At 61.5% G+C, this 23,458-nt stretch carries 18 protein-coding genes and 1 pseudogene; 16 read left to right on the forward strand and 3 right to left on the reverse strand.

The genetic code is table 11. The annotated features are described in order from the left end of the window. The first annotated feature begins 69 nt into the window (after positions 1-69). From PQQ96_RS14770 to PQQ96_RS14785, 4 genes are all read left to right on the forward strand, one after another. Positions 70-3,207: a multidrug efflux RND transporter permease subunit gene (locus PQQ96_RS14770; RefSeq protein ID WP_408292812.1), complete on the forward strand. Its 3,138-nt coding sequence runs from the start codon at positions 70-72 to the stop codon at positions 3,205-3,207. Next, complete coding sequence (locus PQQ96_RS14775) at positions 3,207-4,628, forward strand: efflux transporter outer membrane subunit (RefSeq protein WP_408292815.1); 1,422 nt, start codon at positions 3,207-3,209, stop codon at positions 4,626-4,628. Before PQQ96_RS14770 ends, PQQ96_RS14775 begins: the two co-directional genes overlap by 1 nt. A gap of 188 nt (positions 4,629-4,816) precedes the next feature. Then, positions 4,817-5,470, forward strand: a complete 654-nt coding sequence (locus tag PQQ96_RS14780; RefSeq protein WP_408292818.1) for a TetR/AcrR family transcriptional regulator — start codon at positions 4,817-4,819, stop codon at positions 5,468-5,470. Positions 5,471-5,794: 324 nt separating this feature from the next. Further along, the gene (locus tag PQQ96_RS14785) at positions 5,795-6,196 is read left to right on the forward strand and encodes a VOC family protein (RefSeq protein ID WP_408292821.1); all 402 of its coding nucleotides are present in this window, start codon (positions 5,795-5,797) and stop codon (positions 6,194-6,196) included. 166 nt (positions 6,197-6,362) lie between these two features. On the opposite strand, the gene PQQ96_RS14790 is transcribed toward PQQ96_RS14785, so the two are convergent. Continuing rightward, positions 6,363-7,304, reverse strand: coding sequence for a LysR family transcriptional regulator (locus PQQ96_RS14790; protein ID WP_408292824.1), 942 nt, complete (start codon positions 7,302-7,304; stop codon positions 6,363-6,365). Between the two features lie 173 nt (positions 7,305-7,477). On the opposite strand from PQQ96_RS14790, the gene PQQ96_RS14795 reads away from it, so the two are divergent. Continuing rightward, a complete protein-coding gene (locus tag PQQ96_RS14795; protein ID WP_408292826.1) occupies positions 7,478-8,182 on the forward strand; it encodes an SDR family NAD(P)-dependent oxidoreductase in 705 nt (234 codons plus the stop codon). A gap of 46 nt (positions 8,183-8,228) precedes the next feature. Here the strand turns inward: PQQ96_RS14795 and PQQ96_RS14800 are convergent, their stop codons facing one another. Continuing rightward, positions 8,229-9,191: a LysR substrate-binding domain-containing protein gene (locus tag PQQ96_RS14800; RefSeq protein WP_408292829.1), complete on the reverse strand. Its 963-nt coding sequence runs from the start codon at positions 9,189-9,191 to the stop codon at positions 8,229-8,231. 186 nt (positions 9,192-9,377) lie between these two features. Here PQQ96_RS14800 and PQQ96_RS14805 point away from each other — a divergent pair, with 186 nt between their 5' ends. The 11 genes and pseudogenes from PQQ96_RS14805 (at position 9,378) to PQQ96_RS14855 (ending at position 22,384) form a co-directional block, all read left to right on the forward strand. Then, positions 9,378-10,871, forward strand: coding sequence for an aldehyde dehydrogenase (locus PQQ96_RS14805; protein WP_408292832.1), 1,494 nt, complete (start codon positions 9,378-9,380; stop codon positions 10,869-10,871). 449 nt (positions 10,872-11,320) lie between these two features. After that, entirely contained in the window at positions 11,321-12,448 is a 1,128-nt protein-coding gene (locus tag PQQ96_RS14810) for a polyamine ABC transporter substrate-binding protein (protein WP_408292834.1), read from the forward strand. Between the two features lie 263 nt (positions 12,449-12,711). After that, positions 12,712-13,803 (forward strand): annotated as a pseudogene (locus PQQ96_RS14815) (ABC transporter ATP-binding protein); the annotation flags it as partial. Beyond that, positions 13,800-14,774 (forward strand): ABC transporter permease subunit, encoded by a 975-nt coding sequence (locus tag PQQ96_RS14820; RefSeq protein ID WP_408292837.1) that lies wholly within the window; start codon positions 13,800-13,802, stop codon positions 14,772-14,774. The pseudogene PQQ96_RS14815 and the gene PQQ96_RS14820, both read left to right, overlap by 4 nt. Then, positions 14,771-15,685, forward strand: coding sequence for an ABC transporter permease subunit (locus PQQ96_RS14825; RefSeq protein ID WP_408292840.1), 915 nt, complete (start codon positions 14,771-14,773; stop codon positions 15,683-15,685). The genes PQQ96_RS14820 and PQQ96_RS14825 overlap by 4 nt, the downstream gene beginning before the upstream one ends. A 52-nt stretch (positions 15,686-15,737) precedes the next feature. Then, a complete protein-coding gene (locus tag PQQ96_RS14830; RefSeq protein ID WP_408292843.1) occupies positions 15,738-17,300 on the forward strand; it encodes a DUF3138 family protein in 1,563 nt (520 codons plus the stop codon). Between the two features lie 60 nt (positions 17,301-17,360). Further along, positions 17,361-18,653, forward strand: a complete 1,293-nt coding sequence (locus PQQ96_RS14835; protein ID WP_408292845.1) for an NAD(P)/FAD-dependent oxidoreductase — start codon at positions 17,361-17,363, stop codon at positions 18,651-18,653. 79 nt (positions 18,654-18,732) lie between these two features. Next, positions 18,733-19,149 carry a cupin domain-containing protein gene (locus PQQ96_RS14840; protein WP_408292848.1) on the forward strand — a complete coding sequence of 139 codons (417 nt, stop codon included), beginning with the start codon at positions 18,733-18,735 and terminating at the stop codon, positions 19,147-19,149. A gap of 180 nt (positions 19,150-19,329) precedes the next feature. Continuing rightward, on the forward strand, positions 19,330-20,760 hold the full coding sequence (locus tag PQQ96_RS14845) for an amidase family protein (RefSeq protein WP_408292851.1): 1,431 nt from the start codon (positions 19,330-19,332) through the stop codon (positions 20,758-20,760). A 4-nt stretch (positions 20,761-20,764) separates the two neighbouring features. Then, positions 20,765-20,974, forward strand: a complete 210-nt coding sequence (locus PQQ96_RS14850; RefSeq protein ID WP_408292854.1) for a DUF3311 domain-containing protein — start codon at positions 20,765-20,767, stop codon at positions 20,972-20,974. Positions 20,975-20,992: 18 nt separating this feature from the next. Continuing rightward, complete coding sequence (locus PQQ96_RS14855; RefSeq protein WP_408292856.1) at positions 20,993-22,384, forward strand: sodium:solute symporter family protein; 1,392 nt, start codon at positions 20,993-20,995, stop codon at positions 22,382-22,384. Between the two features lie 56 nt (positions 22,385-22,440). Here the strand turns inward: PQQ96_RS14855 and PQQ96_RS14860 are convergent, their stop codons facing one another. After that, positions 22,441-23,277 (reverse strand): helix-turn-helix transcriptional regulator, encoded by an 837-nt coding sequence (locus tag PQQ96_RS14860; RefSeq protein ID WP_408292859.1) that lies wholly within the window; start codon positions 23,275-23,277, stop codon positions 22,441-22,443. Positions 23,278-23,458 lie beyond the last annotated feature (181 nt).

Below are 23,458 nucleotides of genomic sequence, written 5' to 3' on the forward strand. Positions count from 1 at the left end.
GCGTCGATGAACCGCGCGGCGCCGTCAGCGCGCGCCGCCGCGGTCCAACCTAACTGATCAGAGGCCGCAATGGCTCGTTTCTTTATCGATCGCCCCGTATTCGCGTGGGTGATCTCGTTGCTCATCATGCTCGCGGGCATCTTCGCGATCCGCGCGTTGCCCGTTGCGCAGTACCCGGATATTGCGCCGCCCGTCATCAACATCTGGGCGAACTATCCGGGCGCGTCCGCGCAGGTCGTCGAGGAATCGGTGACCGCGGTGATCGAACGCGAGATGAACGGCGCACCTGGCCTGATGTACACGTCGGCGACCAGCAGTGCGGGGTCGGCGTCGATCACGCTTACGTTCAAGCAGGGTGTCAACCCGGACCTCGCCGCCGTTGAAGTGCAGAACCGCCTGAAGACAGTCGAGGCGCGTCTGCCCGAACCGGTGCGACGCGACGGCGTTTCCGTCGAGAAAGCGGCGGACAATATTCAGCTCGTCGTCACGCTCACGTCTGACGACGGCAAGATGAGCGAAGTGCAGCTCGGCGAACTCGCGTCGGCGAATGTCGTGCAGGCGCTGCGGCGTGTGGAAGGCGTCGGCAAGGTGCAGTTCTGGGGCGCGGAGTACGCGCTGCGCATCTGGCCCGACCCGACCCGGATGACGTCGCTCAACCTCACCGCAACCGATCTGGTGACGGCGATCCGCAGCCACAACGCGCGCGTGACGGTCGGCGATATCGGCAACCAGGCGGTTCCAAACTCGGCGCCGATCAGCGCGACCGTGCTGGCGGACGGACAACTGCGTACGCCCGAGGAATTCGGCGGCATCGCGTTGCGCACGCGCCCCGACGGCTCGTCGCTGTATCTGCGCGACGTGGCGCGCGTGGAGTTCGGCGGCAGCGACTATTCGTTCACGTCGCGCGTCAATGGCAAGACCGCGACCGGCATGGCGATCAAGATGGCGCCGGGCTCGAATGCGGTCGCGACCGTCAAGCGCGTGCGTGCGACGATGGATCAACTGGCGAAGTATTTTCCGCCTGGCGTGAGCTATCAGATTCCGTACGAGACGGCGTCGTTCGTGCAGATCTCAATCCAGAAGGTGGTGAGCACGCTGATCGAGGCGGGCGTTCTCGTGTTCCTCGTGATGTATCTGTTCATGCAGAACATCCGCGCGACATTGATTCCGACGCTGGTCGTGCCGATCGCTTTGCTCGGCACGTTCGCCGTGATGCTCAGCCTCGGCTTCTCGATCAACGTGCTGACGATGTTCGGCATGGTGCTCGCCATCGGCATTCTCGTCGACGATGCGATCGTCGTGGTCGAGAATGTCGAGCGGATCATGGCCGAGGAGGGGCTCTCGCCCTACGACGCGACCGTGAAGGCGATGCGCCAGATCAGCGGCGCGATCATCGGCATCACGGTGGTGCTGATTTCGGTGTTCGTGCCGATGGCGTTTTTCAGCGGCGCGGTGGGCAACATCTATCGGCAATTCGCGTTGTCGCTGGCGGTGTCGATCGGCTTCTCCGCGTTCCTCGCACTGTCGCTGACGCCCGCGTTGTGCGCGACGCTGCTCAAGCCGATTGCCGGCGACCACCACGAGAAGACCGGCTTCTTCGGCTGGTTCAACCGGATGTTCGCGCGCGCAACGGGCCGCTATCACGGCACGGTTGCGAAGATCCTGAAGAAGCCGGTGCGCTGGGTCGTCCTGTACGCGGCGATCGGCGCGGCGGTGGCCGTGCTGTTCCTGCGCCTGCCGACGGCGTTCCTGCCCGACGAAGACCAGGGCAACTTCATGATCATGGTGATGCGTCCGCAGGGCACGCCGATGAACGAGACGATGCAGAGCATCAAGGACCTGGAGCGCTATCTGCTCGACAAGGAACCGGTCGCCTATTCGTATGCAGTCGGCGGTTTCAGTCTGTACGGCAGCGGTCCGAGCAGCGGCATGATCTTCGCGACGCTGAAGAACTGGAAGGAACGCAAAGACGCCAAGGCCCACGTGCAGGCGATCGTCGAGCGCGTGAATCAGCGCTTTGCCGGCACGCCGAATGTCACCGTGTTTGCGATGAATTCGCCGGCGCTGCCGGATCTCGGCTCGTCCAGCGGCTTTGACTTCCGTCTGCAGGATCGCGGCGGCGTCGGCTATGCGGTGCTGGTGGCGGCGCGCGACCGGTTGCTGGCCGATGGCGCTAAACAGCCCGCGATCACCGACCTGATGTTCGCCGGCGAGCATGACGCGCCGCAGATTCATCTCGACATCGATCGCAACAAGGCTGCGGCAATGGGCGTGACGATGGACGAGATCAATACGACGCTCGCCGTCATGTTCGGCTCCGACTACATTGGCGACTTCATGCACGGCAGCCAGGTGCGGCGCGTGATCGTGCAGGCGGATGGCCGGGATCGCGTCGATATCAACGATGTGCGCAAGCTGCGCGTGCGCAACGCGGCGGGCGAGATGGTGCCGCTGTCGGCGTTCGTCACGCTGCAATGGCGCGCAGGCCCGCCGCAGCTCACGCGTTACAACGGCTATCCGTCGTTTACGTTGAACGGATCGGCGGCGGCAGGGCATAGCAGCGGCGAGGCGATGCAGGTGATGGAAGCGCTCGCGGGCAAGTTGCCCGCGGGGATCGGCTTCGACTGGTCGGGCCAATCGTTCGAAGAGCGGCTGTCGGGTTCGCAGGCGCCGGCTCTGTTCGCACTGTCGGTGCTGATCGTGTTCCTCGCGCTCGCGGCGCTGTATGAAAGCTGGTCGATTCCGCTCGCGGTCATTCTCGTCGTGCCGCTCGGCGTGATCGGCGCCGTGCTGGGCGTGACGCTGCGCGGCATGCCGAACGATATCTATTTCAAGGTCGGCTTGATCGCGACAATCGGACTGTCGGCGAAGAACGCCATCCTGATCGTCGAGGTGGCGAAGGATCTGTACGGCGCCGGCATGACGCTCGTCGACGCGACGCTCGAGGCTGCGCGCTTGCGGTTGCGGCCGATCGTGATGACGTCGCTCGCGTTCGGCGTCGGCGTGCTGCCGCTCGCGTTCGCGTCGGGTGCGGCCTCCGGTGCGCAGGTGGCGATCGGCACCGGTGTGCTCGGTGGCGTCATTAGCGCGACTGTGCTCGCCATTTTCATGGTGCCGCTGTTTTTCGTGGTCGTCGGACGGGTGTTCAACGTCGGCAAGCGCCGGCGGCGGAGCCCGTCCGCAACGAACCCGCTGGAGATGAAGTGATGAATCGCGTTTTGACGCAAGGCCTCGCATTGAGCGCGCTGGCCGTGGCGCTCGCGGGCTGCTCGATGGCGCCGGTCTATCAGCGGCAGCAGGCGCCCGTGCCCGCTGTGTATCAGGGCACTGACACCGCGACGCAAAGCAACGCGGCCATAACGAATCTCGACGACTGGCGCGGCTATTTCACCGATCCGGTGCTGGGTCATCTGATCGAAGTCTCGCTCGCGAACAACCGGGATCTGCGGGCGGCGACGCTGCGCGTGCAGGAAGCGCGTGCTTTGTACGGCATCCAGTTCGCCGAGCGGCTGCCTTCCGTCGACGGTACCGCGAGCTACAGCCGTGGCCGCACGATTGATCCCATGCTCGGCGAAAACGTGGTTGCGAGCCAGTATCGGGCGGCACTCGGTGTCACGTCGTTCGAGTTGGATCTGTTCGGCCGGGTGAAGAGCCTGTCGGACGCTGCGCTGGCTGAATATTTCGCCAGCGAAGACGCGCAACGCGCCGCGCAGATCAGTCTGATTGCGGAGGTCGCATCGGCGTTTGTCACCGAGCGCGCACTGTACGATCAGGAGCAACTGGCGCAACGCACGCTCGAAGCGCGCGAGGGCATCTATGCACTCACGAAGCGCCGCTACGGCGCGGGCATGAGCACCGCCATCGAATTGCGCACGGCCGAAATGCTGGTCCAATCGGCGCGTGCGTCGGAGGCCGCGCTGGCGCGCGAACGCACCCAGGCCGCAAGTGCATTGCAGTTGCTGCTGGGCGATTTCGCGGTGGATTTGCCGCGCACGACGCCCGTGCTCGACGACCTGACGATGACGCCCGTGGCCGCCGGTCTCTCGTCGGATCTGCTGACGCGACGGCCCGATATCCGTCAGGCCGAAGCGCATCTGAAGGCAGCCAACGCGAATATCGGCGCGGCGCGCGCGGCGTTCTTTCCGAGCCTGCGCCTCACCACCGAAGTCGGGTCGGTCAGCGACAGTTTCTCGCGCCTCTTCGCAGGCGGCAGCGGCGTGTGGTCGTTTGCGCCGCAACTGACGTTGCCGATCTTCAGCGGCGGACGCAATCGCGCGAATCTTGATCTGGCGACCGTGCGCAAGAACATCGCGGTCGCCGACTACGAGAAGTCCATTCAGACTGCCTTCCGTGAGGTGTCCGATGCGTTGGCGGCACGCGATCAGATCGATGTCCAACTCGACGCCCAGAAGGCCGTGTATGCGGCGGATAGCGAACGCATGCGTCTCGCGGAACGCCGTTACAGCAGCGGTGTTGCGACCTATCTCGAACTGCTCGACGCACAGCGCAGCCTGTTCGAATCGGGGCAAGAGTTGATCCGGCTGAAGCAGTTGCGTTTGACGAACGCGATCGCGCTGTATCGGGCGTTAGGCGGCGGCTGGTCGAATGTGCTTGCCGCCGACGCTTGAGCGGCAGCGGGTTCAGGGGCGCGGGGTGGATGATGTCCACGCATCTCAGTGCCGACGATCTGCGCATTACAGATGGCGGACCGAATCACTGCAGTGGGCCGCCATCCCGGTTATTGTCACCCGGTAAAGTCTATCGTCCCAAAGCTTGTAGAATGAGAGTCATTGCTCGCTTTTAAACAGGCAGGATCGTGACAACGAAGAGGCGCCCTTCATTAAAGCCGCGAAAGGTCCCGCAGCAATCCCGCGCCGAACACACCGTCGCTGCGATTCTGGAGGCGGCGGCCGGTATTCTCGAAATCCGGGGTATGGAGGGGCTGAATACCAATCTCGTTTCCCAGCGGGCGGGGGTCAGCGTCGGCACGCTTTACCAATACTTCCCTAACAAGGATGCGCTCATCGTCGCGCTCTGTCTGCGGGAGGATGCCGTGTTCTGCGCCGAGGCCGAGGGCGCGCTGAATGAGCCGACTGGGCAGACGGCCCTGAAACACCTGATTACCGTCTCGGTGCGCCAGCAACTGCGCCGCCCCGCACTCGCGCGCGCACTCGATTTCGAGGAGGGGCGCCCGGCCATCGCAAAAGAGCTGGCGGCCAAAAAGGCCGCTTTTCACAGCTTGGTGCAGCAGATTCTGTCGCGTAGCGATATCCCACCGCAGGCCAGCATGGAGATCGCGACGGAGGACGTCCTTGCCATCCTGCGCGCGATCATCGATGCGGCAGGCGAGCGCGGCGAGGTACGCCGTGCTGCACTGGAACACCGTGTTGGACGCGCTCTGTCGGGCTACCTCGGCATCACCGATGGCCAAACTGAGGCGTCGCCAGCGCGACCTAAACGGTCACGGTAGCTGGTGGCGGCTAGTCGCTCTCAAATCATTCGATTCGGCAGTTCGCGGCACGGTACCCCAATGCCGTGCCACATCGAGGTAAATCCCGGCAGATTCCGGTCGATCCAAAAAGCGAGTAAGTACTTGTTTCTACGCTGGTCTGAACGCGTAAACCCGCGCCGGCAATGGTTTCGGCGCCAGGTTAACCAACACGGCTAAAGCGAGTTTTAAAATCGAGCAATTACTCGCAAAATTCACTTCAAGGCGCATCCCCCGGAAGGCACGACTGAACAGGAACGGATCGGCGAGCGCCTGCACAGTAACCGACATCTTGTGAGATCTATCATGACACTTCATCAGCAAGCCAAGCTCAATCACCTGAGCTTTCCTACCGTCAACGTTGCCGAAACAGCTGCGTTCTTTGAAAAATATCTCGGCTGCGAGATTGTCGCGACCGGCCAGAGCTGCCTGCTCAAGCGCAACGACTTCGACATCGTCCTCGAGCACGTTGAGGAAGGGGGTCCGGTTTGGCCGAAGAACTTCCATTTCGGCCTGGAAGTCGACACCCTGGAAGGCGTCCAGATGCTCTACCAGGAATTCCTCGAAGGCGGCGTTCAGATGGAAACGGAAGTATTCAATAACACGCGCGGATCGCGATTTTTCTGCCGTGCGCCGGGTGGTGTGCTGATCGAGGTCAACACGCGTGAGGACATGCAGCAGCAGGACCAGTGGCAGAAACTCTTTTAACAGGAGACGCGATGACCCTGAGGGTGAGGGGGCATGGCGGCCAGACGGCCGCCTGCAAGGCTAATGATACGGAACGCTCATCATGTGAAGCACAGATTCGTACCGCCATCATGATGGGCGCATCCCAAGACATTGGCGCCACGATCGCAGATTGGAGGCTACCGTTTCACAGGCGCAGTCGTTCCCGGCATACGCTTAGCGTCAATTGCCGGAGCCAGCGATGGACAGGATCGACCTCCAAACGAGGATGCCACATCTGCGATACCGTAATCTCCTCGGTCTTCACGGGAAGCTCGAAGGCGTAGGTGGTGGCAGGCGCGCTGGCGCATGCGGGCAATTCTTGCTGTGCAGGCTGATTGCGCATAAGCGACGCAGGCACGAGCGCGATCAGATCGGAAGCTCGGGCCACCGCGAGCGCGGCAGGAAAACTCGGCACGACGGCGACAATCGTTCGTTCCAGCCCTAAAGCGGCCAACGCCTCGTCAACCGGTCCGGTGGTGCGACCGCGTCGTGAAGCGACGACATGGCCAAAGGCGGTGTACCGTTTGGCTGTCGCCTTGCGCTCCATCGCGAGGGGATGGCCCTGTCTGACAACACCAAGAAAGCGATCCCGGAATAAGGCCTGCACGCGGACTTCCGGCCCCATTTCGCTCAAAACACCGATCTCAAGATCTGCGGAGCCGTCTCGCAGATACGCCGCCGTCTTCTCAAGCTTGGGCGCAAAACGCAAGCGCACGAGTGGCGCAACCGCGGTCGCCGCGGCGATCAGTGAAGCGCCAAAACCCTCCACAAAGCCGTCGTTAGCGCGAATGGTAAAGGTTCGCTGTAACGTTGAAAAATCCGGCTCCGTCGTGGAGGGCCGAAGTACGGCACGTGCCTCGTGAACCGCATTCTGAGTGCGTTGACGCAGTGCCTCCGCGTGGGGTGTCAATACCATACCGCGCCCCGCCCGAACCAATAGGGGGTCACCGGTCGCCTCGCGAAGCCGGGTTAAGGTTCGGCTCATTGCCGAAGCGCTCAATCCCAGGCGGCGCGCAGCGCCAACCACGCTGCCATCGGCAAGCAATACGTCGAGCGCAATGAGTAAATTCAAATCGGGTTCGGGCATGCCTGATCGTAGCATCATCCGTCGAGACATGGCGTTTGATGCAAGTAATAAGTGCAACTGCTGCGTCTTCCGCCATGTCTCAGTCGTCGATATATTTCATGTACTGACTCATGACCGAACGCGTGGTGCCTGAAAGCTACGCCGCATCATGTCTCATTCACAGGGAGCGATCCATGCAAGACAACTCTTCGCAGAAAACCATCCTCCTCATCGGTGCATCCCGCGGTCTCGGATTCGCCATGGTCGAGGAATACCTCAAGCGTGGCTGGCGAGTCATCGCCACCGGCAGGGAGGGCTCAACAGAAAAGCTTCTTCAACTCGCGAAAACATCGCATGAAGCTCTCGAAGTTGAAACAGTCGATATCACGATTCCCGATCAGGTCGCCGCGCTACGCGCTCGTCTTGAAGATCGACGACTGGATGTGCTTTTCGTGAATGCCGGCGTCAAGAACGACGATGGCGAAACGATCGCCGATGTCTCGACCGAGGAATTTGTGCGTGTCATGGTGACGAACGCGTTGAGTCCGATGAGGACAATCGAGGCGTTCCAGCACCTTGTGCGACCGACCGGAACAATCGGTGTCATGTCGTCCGGGCAGGGTAGCCTGACCAACAACGAGAACGGTAATTACGAGGTCTACCGGGGCAGTAAGGCTGCGCTCAACATGTTCATGCGTAGCTTTGCGGCGCGCCACCAAGACGACCCGAGAACCTTGCTATTGATGGCACCTGGATGGGTCAGGACGGACATGGGCGGTCCCGACGCGCGTCTGAGTATCGAGGAAAGTATCCCGAACTTGCTGAACACGATAGAGGCTTACGAAGGACGCTCCGGATTGCATTATCTGGACTACCTGGGAAGAGTCGTTCCCTGGTGAGCGGCGACGTAAGTGCCAAAGTCACCGCATCCCCTATCAGTCGCAATCAGATTGACGACGCTTGCGGCCGCGGTGTCGCCTTTGTGCGTTTCCCGTAAGTTGGGGCGACCCCGTACTTGTTCGACGAGATTTCCTGCCTGAACAGTTCGGCGAGCTTTTGCGCCGCCAGTGAAAGCGGCGCATCGCGTAGCTTCAGAATGCCGAGCTTAAGCGGCGGCAACGCCATCACTAATGGCACGCGGTTCGCCTGTTGCCCATAGGGCGCCGCGTCGAGCATCCCGGCCGGACACACGAGCAGCGCGTCAGTGCGCGTCATCAGACTCCAACTCACGCCGAACGTGTTGGTCCGGATGATGCGCGTAGGGAGCAACTGCCGCGATCGGCGCAGATAGTCGAGCAGGTTACTGTGCTGACTGCCGGGCGAGAGGTTCATGACCCATTTGCAGTCGAGCAACTGCCGCCATTCGGTGGCCTTTTCCAGTGGATGGCCCCGCCGGCATGCCACGATAGTTTCGAGCGTCTGCAGCGGTTCGAAATCGAACTCACCGCTGACCTCCTCTTCGGCGGGTGCGGCGACCGCGAAATCGATGGTCCCATCGCGCAGTGCGTGGAGTACGTGGGGCATCAGGCCTTCCTCGAAGGTGAGCTCCGCGAGGGGCATGCTTTTGCCGAAACGTTCGATGACGTCGGGCAGCACCCCCAGGAATACCATCGGCGTGACCGCCACCGATACGCGGCTGCGCTTGCCGCCCAGAATCTGCTGAATGTCCTGACGTGCCAGCGCGAGTTGAGATTGTGCAAGGCGCGCGCGTACCGTGAGCTGATGGCCGCACTCGGTCAGTGTCACGCCGCGCGAACTGCGCATGATCAACGGCGCATCGAGATCCTGCTCGAGTTCTCGCACGGCCTTGGTGACCGCGGCTTGACTCAGATGCAGATGGCGTGCCGCGCCGCGGATACTGCCCGTTTCCACCAGGGCAAGCCAGGCTTTCAGGTGATGGTCTTTCATGTCTCGTCCGCCATATTCCACTCCTCGCACGTGACAACGCAAGGTTGTCTCCGTCAATAATTTATTGTCTTCTGATCTGAATTTTATCTGAGTACGCTGTCACGGATTCCGCCCCGGCCATCCCGCCGCGTCACACGCATGCGTCGCGCCGCGGGATGGCTTACGTCATTCTATAGAGGTATCCTAATGAACAAGAAGACCTTCGCTGACTGGCAGGACAAGGCCGCTACCCTCGCAATCGAGGGGCGCGCATTCATCGACGGCGCACTCAGTCATTCACGAGACGGCAAGACTTTCCCATGCGCGAGCCCGATCGACGGGCGTGAGCTTGCGCGGGTGGCGGACTGCGGCGAGGCCGACGTCAACGCGGCTGTCGCCGCCGCTCGCCGCGCGTTCGACGAAGGGACGTGGGCCGGTTTGAATCCGGGTGGGCGTAAGGCCGTGCTGCTGCGCTGGGCAGCCTTGATGCACGAGCATCTCGACGAACTCGCCTTGCTGGAAACGCTCGACATGGGCAAGCCGATCGGCGACACGACCATGATCGACATACCGGCCGCGGCGCACTGTGTGGCGTGGTACGCGGAGGCGATTGACAAGGTCGGTGGCGAGGTGGTGCCCGCCGACCAGCACCTCGTCGGTCTGGTGACGCGCGAACCGATGGGCGTCGTGGCGGCCGTCGTGCCGTGGAATTTTCCGCTGGTGATGGCGGCGTGGAAGTTCGGCCCCGCGCTCGCGGCGGGTAACAGCGTCGTACTCAAGCCGTCGGAGAAATCGCCGCTCACGGCGATCCGCGTCGCGCAGCTCGCGCATGAGGCGGGACTGCCGCGGGGGGTATTCAATGTCGTGCCGGGCGGTGCCGAGCCGGGCAGGCTGCTGGCGGCGCATGGCGATGTCGACTGTATCGCGTTCACCGGTTCAACGCGAACCGGCCAGCTCATCATGCAGTGCGCGGCACAATCCAACCTGAAGCGCGTCTGGCTCGAGCTGGGCGGCAAGTCGCCCAATATCGTGCTGGCCGATTGCCCCGATCTCGATCGCGCGGCCAAAGCGGCTGCCGACGCGATCTTCTTCAACATGGGCGAGGTGTGCTCGGCCGGTTCACGCCTGCTCGTCCATCGGGACATCAAGGACGTGTTCATGGAGAAGTTGCTCGCGGCAGCACGTTCTTATGCGCCGGGGCACCCGCTCGACCCTGCCGTGACGATGGGCGCGGTGGTCGACCGGATCCAGATGGACCGGGTCCTGGCGTACATCGAGGCCGGCCGAAGCGAGGGAAGGCTTGTCGCGGGCGGGGCGCGGGTCAAGAAGGAAACGGGCGGTTTCTACATCGAGCCGACCGTGTTCGAAGTGAAGCCGGACGCGAAAATCGCACGCGAGGAGATCTTCGGGCCGGTGTTGTCGGTCATCGTGTTCGACACGGTCGATGAGGCCGTGCGCATCGCCAACGATACCCAATACGGACTCGCCGCCGCCGTCTGGTCCGCCAACGTGACGACCGCGCATGAGATCGCAAGGCGTTTGCGTGCAGGCACCGTCTGGGTGAACTGCTACGGCGAAGGCGGCGGCGACATGAACTTCCCCTTCGGCGGTTACAAGCAGTCCGGTAACGGGCGTGACAAGTCGCTGCACGCGTTGGAGAAATACACGGAACTGAAGTCGACACTCATCCGGCTGCGCTAACCACGGATGATAGGCGCGGATGCGGGCACCGACGCATTCGCGCCTGCCTCTGCGTTTCGATTCGAGCGGCCACGGGTGGCCCGCACGGACGCATTCATAAGAACGGGCAGCGCCCTCGGCCGTCCCGCGGCGCTGCCTTGACTCGCGAACCCATGCTTCGCGCAGGTCTCCTCCTTCAATGGTTCCATGTTCGCCGGCATCGGCGTGATGACCCTTTGCGCGCTGCGTCGGGGTGCTATCGCACGGCCGGCCTATCACGACAATTTAGCCCCGCCTACACAAAACCCACGATAGATATTGCCGGGCACGAGTACCGCTGTCCCGTGTTCCAGGGACAGACATCGAGTTTTGTGGACGCTAGAGTGCCTCATGCTTCAAATCAGCTTTGCCTGTCGGCGGCGACCGTGCGATAGGGCACCGCTAAACCACACCAATCAGGAGACTTCGTCATGCGTACCGGTTTTCGTCGTCATGCCATTGCCATTGCCATCGCCGCGCTTGCTGTTACCGCTGGCCTCACGCCCATCGCGAACTCACCGGCGTATGCCGCGGATGCCGAGCTCAACATCTATAACTGGTCGGAGTACATAGCGAAGGACACCGTGCCGAACTTCGAGAAAGCGACCGGCATCAAGGTTCGCTACGACAGTTACGACAGCGATGACACCCTGCAAACGAAGCTGCTCGCCGGCATCTCGGGCTATGACATCGTCGTGCCGACGTCGAACTTCATGATGAGGCAGATCGAGGCAGGCGTGTACCAGAAGCTCGACAAGTCGAAGATTCCGAACCTTGCGAACCTCGATCCCGCGCTGATGAGAAAAGTCGCCGATGGCGATCCGGGCAACCAGTACGGTGTGCCTTGGGCATGGGGTACGGATGGTGTGGGCTACAACGTCCAGGCGGTCAAGAAGCGCCTTGGCGAGAACGCGCCGGTCGACAGTTGGGCGTTGCTGTTTGATCCGGCGGTCGTATCGAAACTGAAGGGATGCGGTGTGTCGATTCTCGACGCCCCGGCCGACGCGTTCGCCGCCGCGTTGCAGTACATGGGCCGCGACCCGAACAGCAGGAATGCGGCCGACTATCAGGCCGCCTATGAGGTGCTGAAGAAAATCCGTCCGTACATCACGCAGTTCAACTCGAGCGGCTACGCGGACGACCTCGCGAACAACGACGTGTGCGTCGTGCTCGGCTGGTCGGGCGACGTGGGCTTGGCACGACGGCGCACACAGGACGCGAAGCGTTCCTACGAGATCCGCTTCTCGAACCCGAAGGAAGGCGGTCTGGTGTGGTTCGACATGATGGCCATACCGAAGGATGCGCCGCATCCGGAGGCCGCGATGAAGTGGATCAACTACATCGAAGACCCGAAAGTGAACGCCGCGATTACGAATGAGATCTTCTATCCCACCGCGAACAAGGCCGCGCATGCGCTCGTCACGCCGGATATCGCACAGGACCCCAGCGTCTATATCCCTGACGACGCGTTGAACAAGATGACGTTCGCAAAGCCGGCGACGCCTGAAATCTCGCGTCTCGAGAACCGGTTGTGGCTGCAGCTCAAGTCGGGAGGCTGAAGCGAGGCAACTCGCGACATCTGATGCAGGCGCCCCTCGCGTGGTGGTGCCCGCCGGAGATCTGGGTTGGGTTGCGCTGATATGGGGCTGTTCATGAAGTGAGCGGGCGCTGAAGTTCAAGCGTCCGTCGGCACCCTGAAAACGATGTCGACCGTACAGCCAATAAATATAGGTTAACTAAATAATTTGTATCTTTTCCGAACATGGAAAAACCAGTAATCGGCACCCGCGAGGTGCGCGGTAATTCGCGCCGTGGCTATGGCAATCCGGATGAGTTTGTCCGTATCGAGAACGTCGTGAAGCAATTCGGCGACAGCGTCGCGGTCGATAACGTCAGTCTGACCATCGCCAGGAACGAACTGTTCGCGCTGCTCGGCAGTTCCGGCTGCGGCAAGTCGACGTTGCTGCGCATGTTGGCCGGTCTCGAGACGGCCACGTCCGGCCGCATCTTCGTCGACGGTGAGGACCTTGCGACACTGCCGCCCTATCGCCGCCCCGTCAACATGATGTTTCAGTCGTATGCGTTGTTCCCGCATATGAGTGTCGAGGCGAACATTGCATTCGGACTGAAGCAGGAGGGAACGCCGGGCAATGAGATCTGCGAACGCGTTGCCGACGCACTCGAACTCGTCCAGATGCGCGGGTACGCGCAGCGCAAACCCCATCAACTCTCCGGCGGGCAGCAGCAACGCGTGGCGCTAGCCCGCTCGCTCGTGAAGCGTCCGAAGCTGCTGTTGCTCGATGAGCCGATGTCCGCGCTCGACAAGAAAATCCGTCGGCAGACCCAACTGGAGCTGGCCAACATCATCGACAGAGTCGGCGTGACCTGCGTGATGGTGACGCACGATCAGGAGGAAGCGATGACGATGGCAGGCCGCCTTGCCGTGATGAGTGAAGGCCGCATCGTGCAGGTTGGGTCGCCCAGCGAAGTCTACGAGTATCCCAATAGCCGATTTTGTGCCGGGTTCATCGGTTCGACCAATCTGTTCGAAGGGACCGTGGTCGAGGATGAGCCCGATTACATCGTCGTGGAAAGCGAGGAACTGGAAAGCCGCCTGTACATCAGTCACGGCATCACGGGCCCGATCGGCATGGCCGTTGGCATCTCCGTGCGACCTGAACGAGTGAGCGTCTCGCACGCAAGGCCGGAAGCGCGCTACAACTGGACGCGTGGCGTGGTCACTGACATCGCCTACATGGGCAGCTATTCGCTCTATCACGTGCGCCTTCCGGGCGGCAAAACCGTGGTGTCGAATCTCGACAGCGCCAGCCTGATGAAAGAGGACGCCCCCGCCTGGAACGACGAGGTGTTCTTATCGTGGTCGCCAGCAAGCGGCGTGGTGGTGACGCAATGAATACGTCCACCAACCGGGCCGTTGCCGCGAACGAGACCTCGCGTCGCGCGGGCTCCGTCGTAGCTTTGAGGTTCGCTGCCGCCCGATTCCTCCCTTCAGACCGCAAGGCGGTTATCGGTATCCCGTTTCTGTGGCTCACGGTGTTCTTCGCACTGCCGTTCGTGCTGGTGCTGAAGATCAGCTTCGCCGATCTGAGGCTGGGTATTCCGCCCTATACAAGTCTCGCCGGGGTGAACGACAACGTCGTGCACCTTGCGATACAGCTCGGACACTACGCGCGGCTGCTGCAGGACGACCTGTACATCGCCACCTACATCAGCTCGCTCAAGATGGCGGCGACCTCGACACTTCTGTGCCTCGTGATCGGCTATCCCATCAGCTACTACATCGCGCGCTCGGCGCCGGCCACACGCAACCTGCTGATGATGGCCGTGATGCTGCCGTTCTGGACGTCGTTCCTGATTCGCGTCTACGCGTGGATCGGCATTCTCAAGGACGACGGCCTGCTCAATCACGCGCTCATGGCCATCGGCTTGATTCATACGCCATTACGCCTGTACCACAGCAATGCGGGCGTGTATATCGGCATGGTCTATTCGTACCTTCCGTTCATGGTGATGCCGCTCTATGCGTATCTTGTGAAGATGGATCTCACCCTGCTCGAAGCCGCGTACGACCTCGGCGCTAAACCGTGGGTGGCGTTCACACGTATCACGCTGCCGTTGTCGAAAAACGGAATCATCGCGGGCAGCCTGCTCGTGTTTATTCCCGCGGTGGGCGAGTACGTAGTTCCCGAACTGCTCGGCGGCGCCGACACCCTGATGCTTGGACGCGTGATGTGGGATGAGTTCTTCAACAACATGGACTGGCCGATGGCCTCCGCCGTGACAGTGGCGATGGTGATGCTGCTCCTTCTGCCCATGGCCGTATTCCAGTACTACCAGGTCAAGGAAATGGAGGAATCGCAATGATCAAGCCAAATCGAATGCTATCGGCGAGTGTCCTGACGGTCGGTTTTCTGTTTCTCTATATCCCGATCATCAGCCTCGTCGTCTATTCGTTTAATGAGTCGAAGCTCGTTACCGTCTGGTCGGGATTCTCGCTGAAATGGTACGGCGTCCTGATGCACGATGACGAGCTGCTCACGGCAGCCTCGCTGTCGCTGAAGATCGCCTTGATGACCGCAAGCGCATCGGTTGTGCTCGGTACGTGGGCGGGGTTCGTGCTCGCGCGCATGGGACGCTTTCGCGGTTTCACGTTCTTCACGGCGATGATCAATGCGCCGCTCGTGATTCCGGAAGTGATTCAGGGTATCTCACTGCTGCTGCTCTTCGTGACCACACAGCAGATGTTCGGATGGCCTGCAGGTCGCGGACTGCTGACCATCTGGATTGGTCACGTCATGTTGTGCGTGTCCTTCGTCGCGATCATCGTGCAATCGCGCGTGAAGGAGATGGATCGCTCCATTGAAGAGGCGGCGCTCGATCTCGGCGCGACACCCTTCAAGGTGTTCTTCGCGATCACGCTGCCGCTGATCATGCAGGCGCTGATATCGGGCTGGTTGCTTTCGTTCACCGTTTCGATCGACGACGTGATCCTGTCGGCGTTCCTCTCCGGGCCGGGCTGGACCACGCTGCCGCTCGTGGTCTTCTCACGCGTGCGAATGGGCCTGAATCCTGAAATGAATGCGATTGCCACGATGTTCATCACCGTCGTGACGATCGGCGTAGTCGCCGCCAATCGCGTGATGCTGGGGCGTGAACGCCGGCTTGCGCGCGACCTGCACATGGCCGAAAGACAAGTCGATCCCGCCAGCCCGCCCATCAGTTGGACTCCGTCTGCACAACGGGGCGGTGAGACCGGACGTCGCCGCACGATCTGATTTTTTCCCTCTCACCGAAATACCCGAATAACAAATGACCAGGAGAACTTTCATGACGAAGAAGCTAATTTGCCTGTTGGTGGCGGGGACCCTGCCAGGGTTTGCTGCGGCGGACGCGACCAGTGACCAGATCAAGGCGATGCAGGCCCAGCTGGACGCGATGCAAAAAGAAGTGAAGTCGCTCAAGTCCGAGCTTGCGGCGAAACCGGCAGGCAAAAACCAGCTCGCCGCCAAGCCAGTCGTCGCAGCACCGGTAGTCGATGTCTCGTCGCCCGACTATGGCAACGCGCCGGCACAACTCACGAACGACGAAGTGACGCAGTTGAAGCAGCAGATGACGAACCAGCAAATGAAGGTGGACTCGCTCACCGATGCGGCCAACACCGGACCGATAGCGGGCCTGTCGATCACCGGCTATATCGATCCGACCTATATCTACAATCGCGCGGCCAGCACGTCGTCGTTCCTCTTCGCTAACCACGAGAACGCCTACAACTATTTCAACAGCACGTTCGGCGACCTGTATCTGGACATCAAGAAGACCTTTGGCGTGGGGCCGATGGCGCCGTCCTTCGAAGTCACGCTGATGCCCAATCGCGGCGCTGGCATGTACTTGATGAACGAGCATAGCGATAGCGGGTTCAACATTCTGAACACGGCCATCGCGACCGTGCCGCTGACCAATACGACCTCGTTCGTGGCGGGTCTTATGCAGGGGGTTGGCGGCTATGAGTACCAGCCCTCGAACCAGATGTTGACGCTCACGCACAACATGCTCTATGACTTCTCGGATCCCGGCAGCTATGTCGGTGCGGGCGTCAACTACACGGGCGACCACTGGGCCTGGAAGTTCCTGCTGGGCAATGAGCAGCTCCGCACGAACGGCGCCGTCACGCAGACCGGCGTGAACGCGCTGGGCGATCCGATCACGACGAGCAACAGGATGCCGACCTTCGCCGCGCGGGTCGATTACCTGCATGGAAGCCAGCTCGATATTGGCGGCTCTTTCAACATCGGTCGGCAAACGCTGCCTAGCGGTCTCAATCCGGCGACGGGCACAGTGGTCTACGGTTCCGGTGGCCAGGCGCCGAGCGCCTACGGCACCTACTTTTTCACCGAGATGGATGCCACTTACCAGTTGGCCGACGTGCAGTACAACGCCGAACTGGACTACGGCCAGCAGCAGCACGCGGCTTTCAACGGAGGCCTTGCGCAGTGGTATGGCTTGTCGCTGCTTGCGCACCACAAGTTCAATATGCCGGTGGTGGGCCATATGGGCGTGACGGCGCGTTACGACCTGCTCGTCGACAGCGAGAACGGCGGTGGCGGGGGCGGCATCGGTCTGAACGGCAACGGCATGGATCCGTATAACGGCTTTGGCCTCGACTCGGAATGCCTTACCAATTCGAAGGCCAACGGTGGGTCCGGCTTCGAGTGCAAGGGCGCGACACGCCAGGACGTCGCGCTCGACCTGTTGTTCTATCCGACCCAGCAAATCATCGTGAAGTTTGAATACCGGCACGACTGGGCCAACAACAAGGTATTCCTGCGCGACGACGGTTCGTACTCGAAGTCGAACGATCTGCTCGCGGCGCAATTCATCTACTCGTTCTAACCAGGGGCCGGCGGCGCTCGATAAGGCGTCGCCGCCGTTGTTCATTTCACGTTTCCGCCCATGCTCAAATTCGCGTATCAGCCGCACGTCCCGTCGTATTACGCTGCCACAGCCAACGATTCCGCGCATCATCCGCCGCTTGAAGGGGCGATCACTGCGGACGTCTGCGTTATCGGCGGCGGGCTAACCGGCATCTCAACGGCGTTGAACCTCGCCGAACGCGGCTATTCGGTCGTCGTGCTTGAAGCGTCGAAGATCGGCTGGGGCGCGAGCGGACGCAATGGCGGCCAGTTGATCGGTGGCTTTGCGTGCGGGATCGACACGTTTGCGCAATACATGCCGCGCGAGGATGTCCAGCGCGTCTGGAAAATGGGCATCGAATCGGCCGCGATCGTCCGGGACCGGGTTCAGAAGCATGGCATCGACTGCGACCTGACCCGCGGTTTCATGACCGTCGCGAACAAGCGGCGCCACGCTGACGAGTTGCGTGCGTGGCGCGACGAGGCGGCATCGCGCTTCGGCTACCAGGGGTACCGCTATGTCGAGCGTACCGAACTGTCCGGCTTCGTCGATTCGGACCGATACATCGGCGGCCTCGACGACGCTGACAGTGGCCACCTGCATCCGCTCAACTACACGCTGGGGCTCGCCCGCGCAGCGAGCGAAGCGGGAGTTGCGATCTACGAGGAGACCTGTGCCTCGTCCGTTGAAAATACGGCGAACGGGCACCGGGTAACGTGCGCGCGCGGACATGTCGATGCACGCTACGTCGTGCTCGCGTGCAACGCGTATCTCGGCAGCCTCGCGCCCGAGCTCGCCCGCAAGATCATACCGGCGGGGACCTTCGTGATTGCCACCGAACCGCTCACTGAGGCGAGGGCACACGCGCTACTGCCGACGAACGCGGCGATCTGCGACACCAAATTCCCGCTGGACTATTTCCGTCTCTCGAAAGACCGCCGTTTGCTCTGGGGGGGCAAGGCCAACTCGTCCACGCGCATGCCGGCCAAGCTCGTCGAGGCGATGCGTGGTGACATGCTAAAGACGTTTCCGCAACTCGCCGGCGTAAAGATCGACTATGCCTGGGGCGGTTTCGTCGATATCACGATGAACCGTGCGCCGCATTTCGGCCGGCTCGAGCCGACTGTGTATTTCGCGCAGGGCTTTTCGGGGCACGGGGTGAACGTAACGGGGCTCGCGGGCCTGTTGATCGCGGAGGCCATCGATGCCCAGGCCGCGCGCTTCGACCTGTTCGCGAAGATTCGCCATCGCGACTTCCCGGGCGGAAGTGTATTTCGCGCGCCGATGCTCGCGTTGGCAATGGCCTGGCACACGATGCGCGATGCACGGTGAGCGTGCAAGACACGTAATCGTCGGCGCGCAGGCAGGCGCGCCGGAACACTATCGAACACTACATTGACAGAGGCCGATCATGGCGGACATCTCGAACATCTCGAACATCGTTGAATTCAGCAAGGAAGAAGGCGAACTGATCCAGTATCGCGTGCCGCGCGGCAAGCTGTTGTCGGGCAATCCCATGCAGACGTTGACGCATCGCTTCATCAGCCCGTGCGGGCGATTTAGCTGCGGAACGTGGGAGAGCACGGCAGGGCACTGGGAGGTGGAATACGACGAAGAGGAATACTGCGAAATCGTGAGCGGTACGTCCGTGGTCCGCGACCGGGCAGGGCGGGAGAAGGTGTTTCGCGCGGGCGACCGTTTTGTTATCCCGTGCGGTTTTTCCGGCACATGGGAGGTGGTGGAGTCCTGCAGCAAGATCTACGTATCGCATGCGCCGCGTGCGGAGGCTTCGCCTGAGTCGATGTCGAACGACGACAACGCACAGTGACGGGGTACGTCTCGAAACATGAACGAGTGACAGTGCCGTCCGGGGTGACAACCACCGGTGGGCTCCTTAAATAAAAGATCGTCTTCTGTCATCACGCTGGTCCGGTTAGCCTCTTTCCAGCGTGGTGACGATCGAGCATCCCACAGATTCAAACGACATAGAAAGCATGGAGGAGCACAAATGAACCAGGAATTGTGGCGCCTGAGCGCAACTGAAATGGCAGCCCTCGTCGCCCGTCGCGACGTATCGTCGAAGGAGCTTGTCCAGAGCAGCCTGAAGCGGATGGAGGAAGTTAATCCGCGCATCAACGCGATTGTCGACGTGCTCGCCGACAGCGCCCTCGAGGCCGCCGCGGCGGCCGACGCCGCCATCAGCCGCGGCGAATCGCCTGGCCTGTTGCACGGCGTCCCGGTCACGGTCAAGGTGAACGTCGATATGGCAGGTTTTGCGACGACCAACGGTGTCACCGCATTCAAGGATCTCGTCGCTCGCGACGACAGCCCCGTCGTGGCGAACCTGCGCAAGGCCGGTGCCATCATCATCGGGCGCAGCAATGCGCCGGCGTTTTCGTACCGGTGGTTTACCGACAACGATCTCTATGGCCGAACGCTGAACCCGTGGGACGCCGGCCTGACGCCGGGCGGATCCAGCGGCGGCGCTGCGGCTGCTGTGGCAGCGGGCATCGGTACGATCGCGCACGGCAACGACCTTGGTGGATCGATTCGGTATCCTGCTTATGCGTGCGGTGTGGCAGGACTGCGGCCTTCCACGGGGCGAGTCCCTGCCTACAATGCGACGCAAAGCCGTGACCGGACACTCGCGGTTCAGCTCGCATCGGTTCAGGGTCCGCTTGCGCGCACGGTCGGCGACCTGCGGCTTGCGTTGGCGGCCATGGAGGCGCCGGATCGGCGCGATGTCTGGTCGGCACCGGTGGCACCCGTCGGCAAGGCGACGTTGTTTCCCACGCGTGTTGCGGTCTGCGCGCGCCTGCCGGGCATCCCCACGGACGACATCGTCGTCAAGGCCGTCCGTCAGGCTGCGGCCTGGCTGGAAGATGCCGGCTGTGTGGTTGAAGAGGTGGTGCCGCCGCGCTTCGACGAAGCGTGCGAACTGTGGCTGAAGCTGGTCACCAATGAAGCGCTGAGCGGGCTCGAGGAGACTATTCAGGCCTACGGCGACAATGCATTGCGCACAGCATTCGGCAGCCAGCGCCGCATCGCGCCGCCACTCGATCTGTCTGGCTACATGAACGGCCTCTCGCAACGCACCGGATTGCTGCGTGAGTGGCAGGCGTTCTTTGAGCGCTATCCGCTTCTGTTGATGCCGGTTTCAAGTCAACGCCCGTTCGCAATCGATGCGGATCAGAACGGCGACGACGCAATGCGCCGCATCCTCGAAGCACAGGGTCCGCTGCTCGCAACGGCCATTCTCGGTTTGCCGGGGCTCTCCGTGCCGACGCCGGTGCGCGAAGGGGTGCCGGCAGGCGTGCAAATCGTGGCCGGTCGCTTTGAAGACGCACTTTGCCTCGCCGCAGGCGAGGCTATCGAAGCGCGTGCCGGCGTATTTGCGCCGATCGATCCGGCAAACGATACGGCGCATCGCGCGGGCTGACCCGATGATCAAGGTCCTGATCGGCCTGGGGTTGCCCTACATCGGCGTTCTGGGGCTGCTGCCCTGGATCGCCTCCACCGATGTTGACGTGATGGGCATGCCCCTCATCTACGCCTGGATGTTCCTCTGGTTCGGACTGACATCCATCTGCCTGTTCGTCTGCTGGCATTGTTTCGACAGGCATGCCGGCGACGCCGCTTCACACGACGCCTGATTTGACGGGAGCACCTGCATGTCAACCGCCGTATTCGCCGGCTTCATTCTTCTGTCGTTCGTCCTTGCTCTGCGCGCGCGGCAGGGCGGGGGCGCGCAGAGCGTCCACGACTTCTTTGTCGCGTCGCGCCAGTTCGGCACGTTCCTTGTATTTTTCCTGGCGGCAGGGGAGATCTACAGCGTGGCGACCATGGTGGGCTTTGCGGGCGGTATCTATGCCAAGGGACCGACCTATGGCATCTGGTTCCTGGGTTATATCCTGCTTGCCTACCCGCTGGGCTATTTCCTTGGCCCGAAAATCTGGGAAGCGGGCAAGCGTTTCAATGCGATCACGCTGCCGGATCTGTTCAAGGGCTATTTTCAGAACCGCACGATAGAGGTCGTCGTTGCGTTGTCCTCGATCCTGTTCCTGCTGCCGATGGCGCAACTGCAATTCACCGGACTGGTGGCGGCGTTCCGGGGGCTCGGCTGGCAATTCGATCCGCTCCATCTGGTCATGATCGCGGCTGCGCTCGCGTTCGCCTATATCATGATCGCGGGGATACGATCCTCTGCCTACGTCGCCGTGCTGAAAGATATCCTGATGGTCGTTGCCATCGTGGTGACCGGCGTTGCCGTCGCGCAAAAGGTTGGGGTGACGACGGTGTTCCACGAGGCGAGCGTGCAAGTCAGCAACCGGATGAATGCCGAACAGTTGCGGTTCGCGATGAGCACAATTCTGTTCCAGTCGCTTGGCTTCATGGTGATGCCTTTCGGTGTGCAGATCTTCTTTACGGCGAAGAGCAGCAACACCATCCGGCGCACCCAGATCGCCATGCCGCTGTACATGCTGATGTATCCGTTTCTGGTCGTCGCTTCGTACTACGCGATTAGCCAGCACTATCACCTGAACTCGGCGAATGAAGCGTTCTTCGTCGCAGCGAACGATTTGCTCCCTTCGTGGCTCCTCGGTCTTGTCGCGGCGGCTGCAGCACTCTCCGGGTTGCTCGTCCTGACAGGCATGTGTCTGGCGATTGGGCCTATCGTAAGCCGCAATCTGTTGCCGACGCTGTCCGGACAACGGCAGAAGTCGGCCGCGAAGATGGTTATCGTGCTCTATCTCGCCGCATCGATCGTTATGACCTCGGCGACGCCGACGTTGATGCTCACGCTGATCAACACGACGTATTACGGTGTGGGTCAGTTCTTTCCGGGTCTGATCGTGGTGCTTTTTTCGCTGCGCGTCAGACCGGTAGCGGTGACAGCCGGTATTCTCGTTGGGCAATGCCTTGCGGTCACTTTCTATCTCTGCAAGTTCAGTCTGGGTGGTATCAATCCCGGTTTGCCCTGCCTGATCGCCAATGTCGTCACCGCCGCCGCAGTCAATTATTCGCTGCGTGCGACAGGAACGCGCACGGCGTTGCAGCGTTAAAGGGTTCGAGGGTCCGACGGTCCGAGACACCTGTGGCCCTTCGCCACCGGATCAACTCACACATGCAGGCTCTGGTCACGAAACGGAACACTTTTGACAAAGGACGCCAGCAGTTGCCTGCGCGACCCGATCTCGAGTTTCGCGAACGCGCGCTTCGCGTAGGTTTCGACCGAAGAAGGCTTCACACCCATTGACTGCGCGACGGCCTGAGTGGTCATGCCCTGAATGAACGCGGAGCATACGGCCGCCTCGCGCGCCGTCAATTTCGCACGCGATTGCCCAAGCCATTGGGCAAGCAGATTGTCTGGAATGCCGGCAGTTGCTGCGTCTGTCGAGGTGGGGCCAGCCAGCCGCCTATGCATTGCTGCGAGCGGCAAAACAAGGGTGGCAAGGTGCTTGACGACGCTCAATTCCTTGAGCGAAAACGGTGGCAACCGCCGTGTGCGGCACACCGACATTCCATACCCCACTCCCTGCACGACGCTGCCGACGGCACATTCGTCGTGAATGTCCCCGATGTCGAAGAACGCGCGCCTAAGTTCGGCGTCGACCCGTTGCGCGGACACCTGGAGCAACTGCACTTCCTTTCCGTGGCTAGCTTCTCCGTAGGTAGGGTCGTCGTTTGCGTAGCTGCGGTAATAGAGTTCCATCGTCTGTTGGATCAACTCCGGATTCTTGCCGAAACTACCGATCCAGCCAACGCGGCGGCCAGCCGGCGAGCTCTGGTCGTAATCCAGGTGCAGCGCATCGAAATCGACGAATCGCACGAGACCCTCGTACAGCGCAGGGAGAAATTGGGCGGAGCCAACGGCCTCCACGGCGGGACTCAGGGCCTCTGTCGTGAGGACGAGCTGGCTGAGCTGGATGTCGGTGGAGGATTGGGCTGTCTTCATGGGGTCCATTCGTTTCAGGGCACGGCTAACACCAGGTGTATCACGACAAAAACGCCGTACCTATGCTGGAATGCCCTGTTACGAGCGGATGCATCAGCGTGCTTGTCCCGTCTTTCGGGGACAGACGTGGAACGCCTCCATCGCTAGAGTCGAAATGTGATGGATGACTGACTAACGGAGA

The sequence above is a fragment of the Paraburkholderia sediminicola genome, from assembly GCF_046027825.1.
GTDB lineage: Bacteria > Pseudomonadota > Gammaproteobacteria > Burkholderiales > Burkholderiaceae > Paraburkholderia > Paraburkholderia sediminicola_D.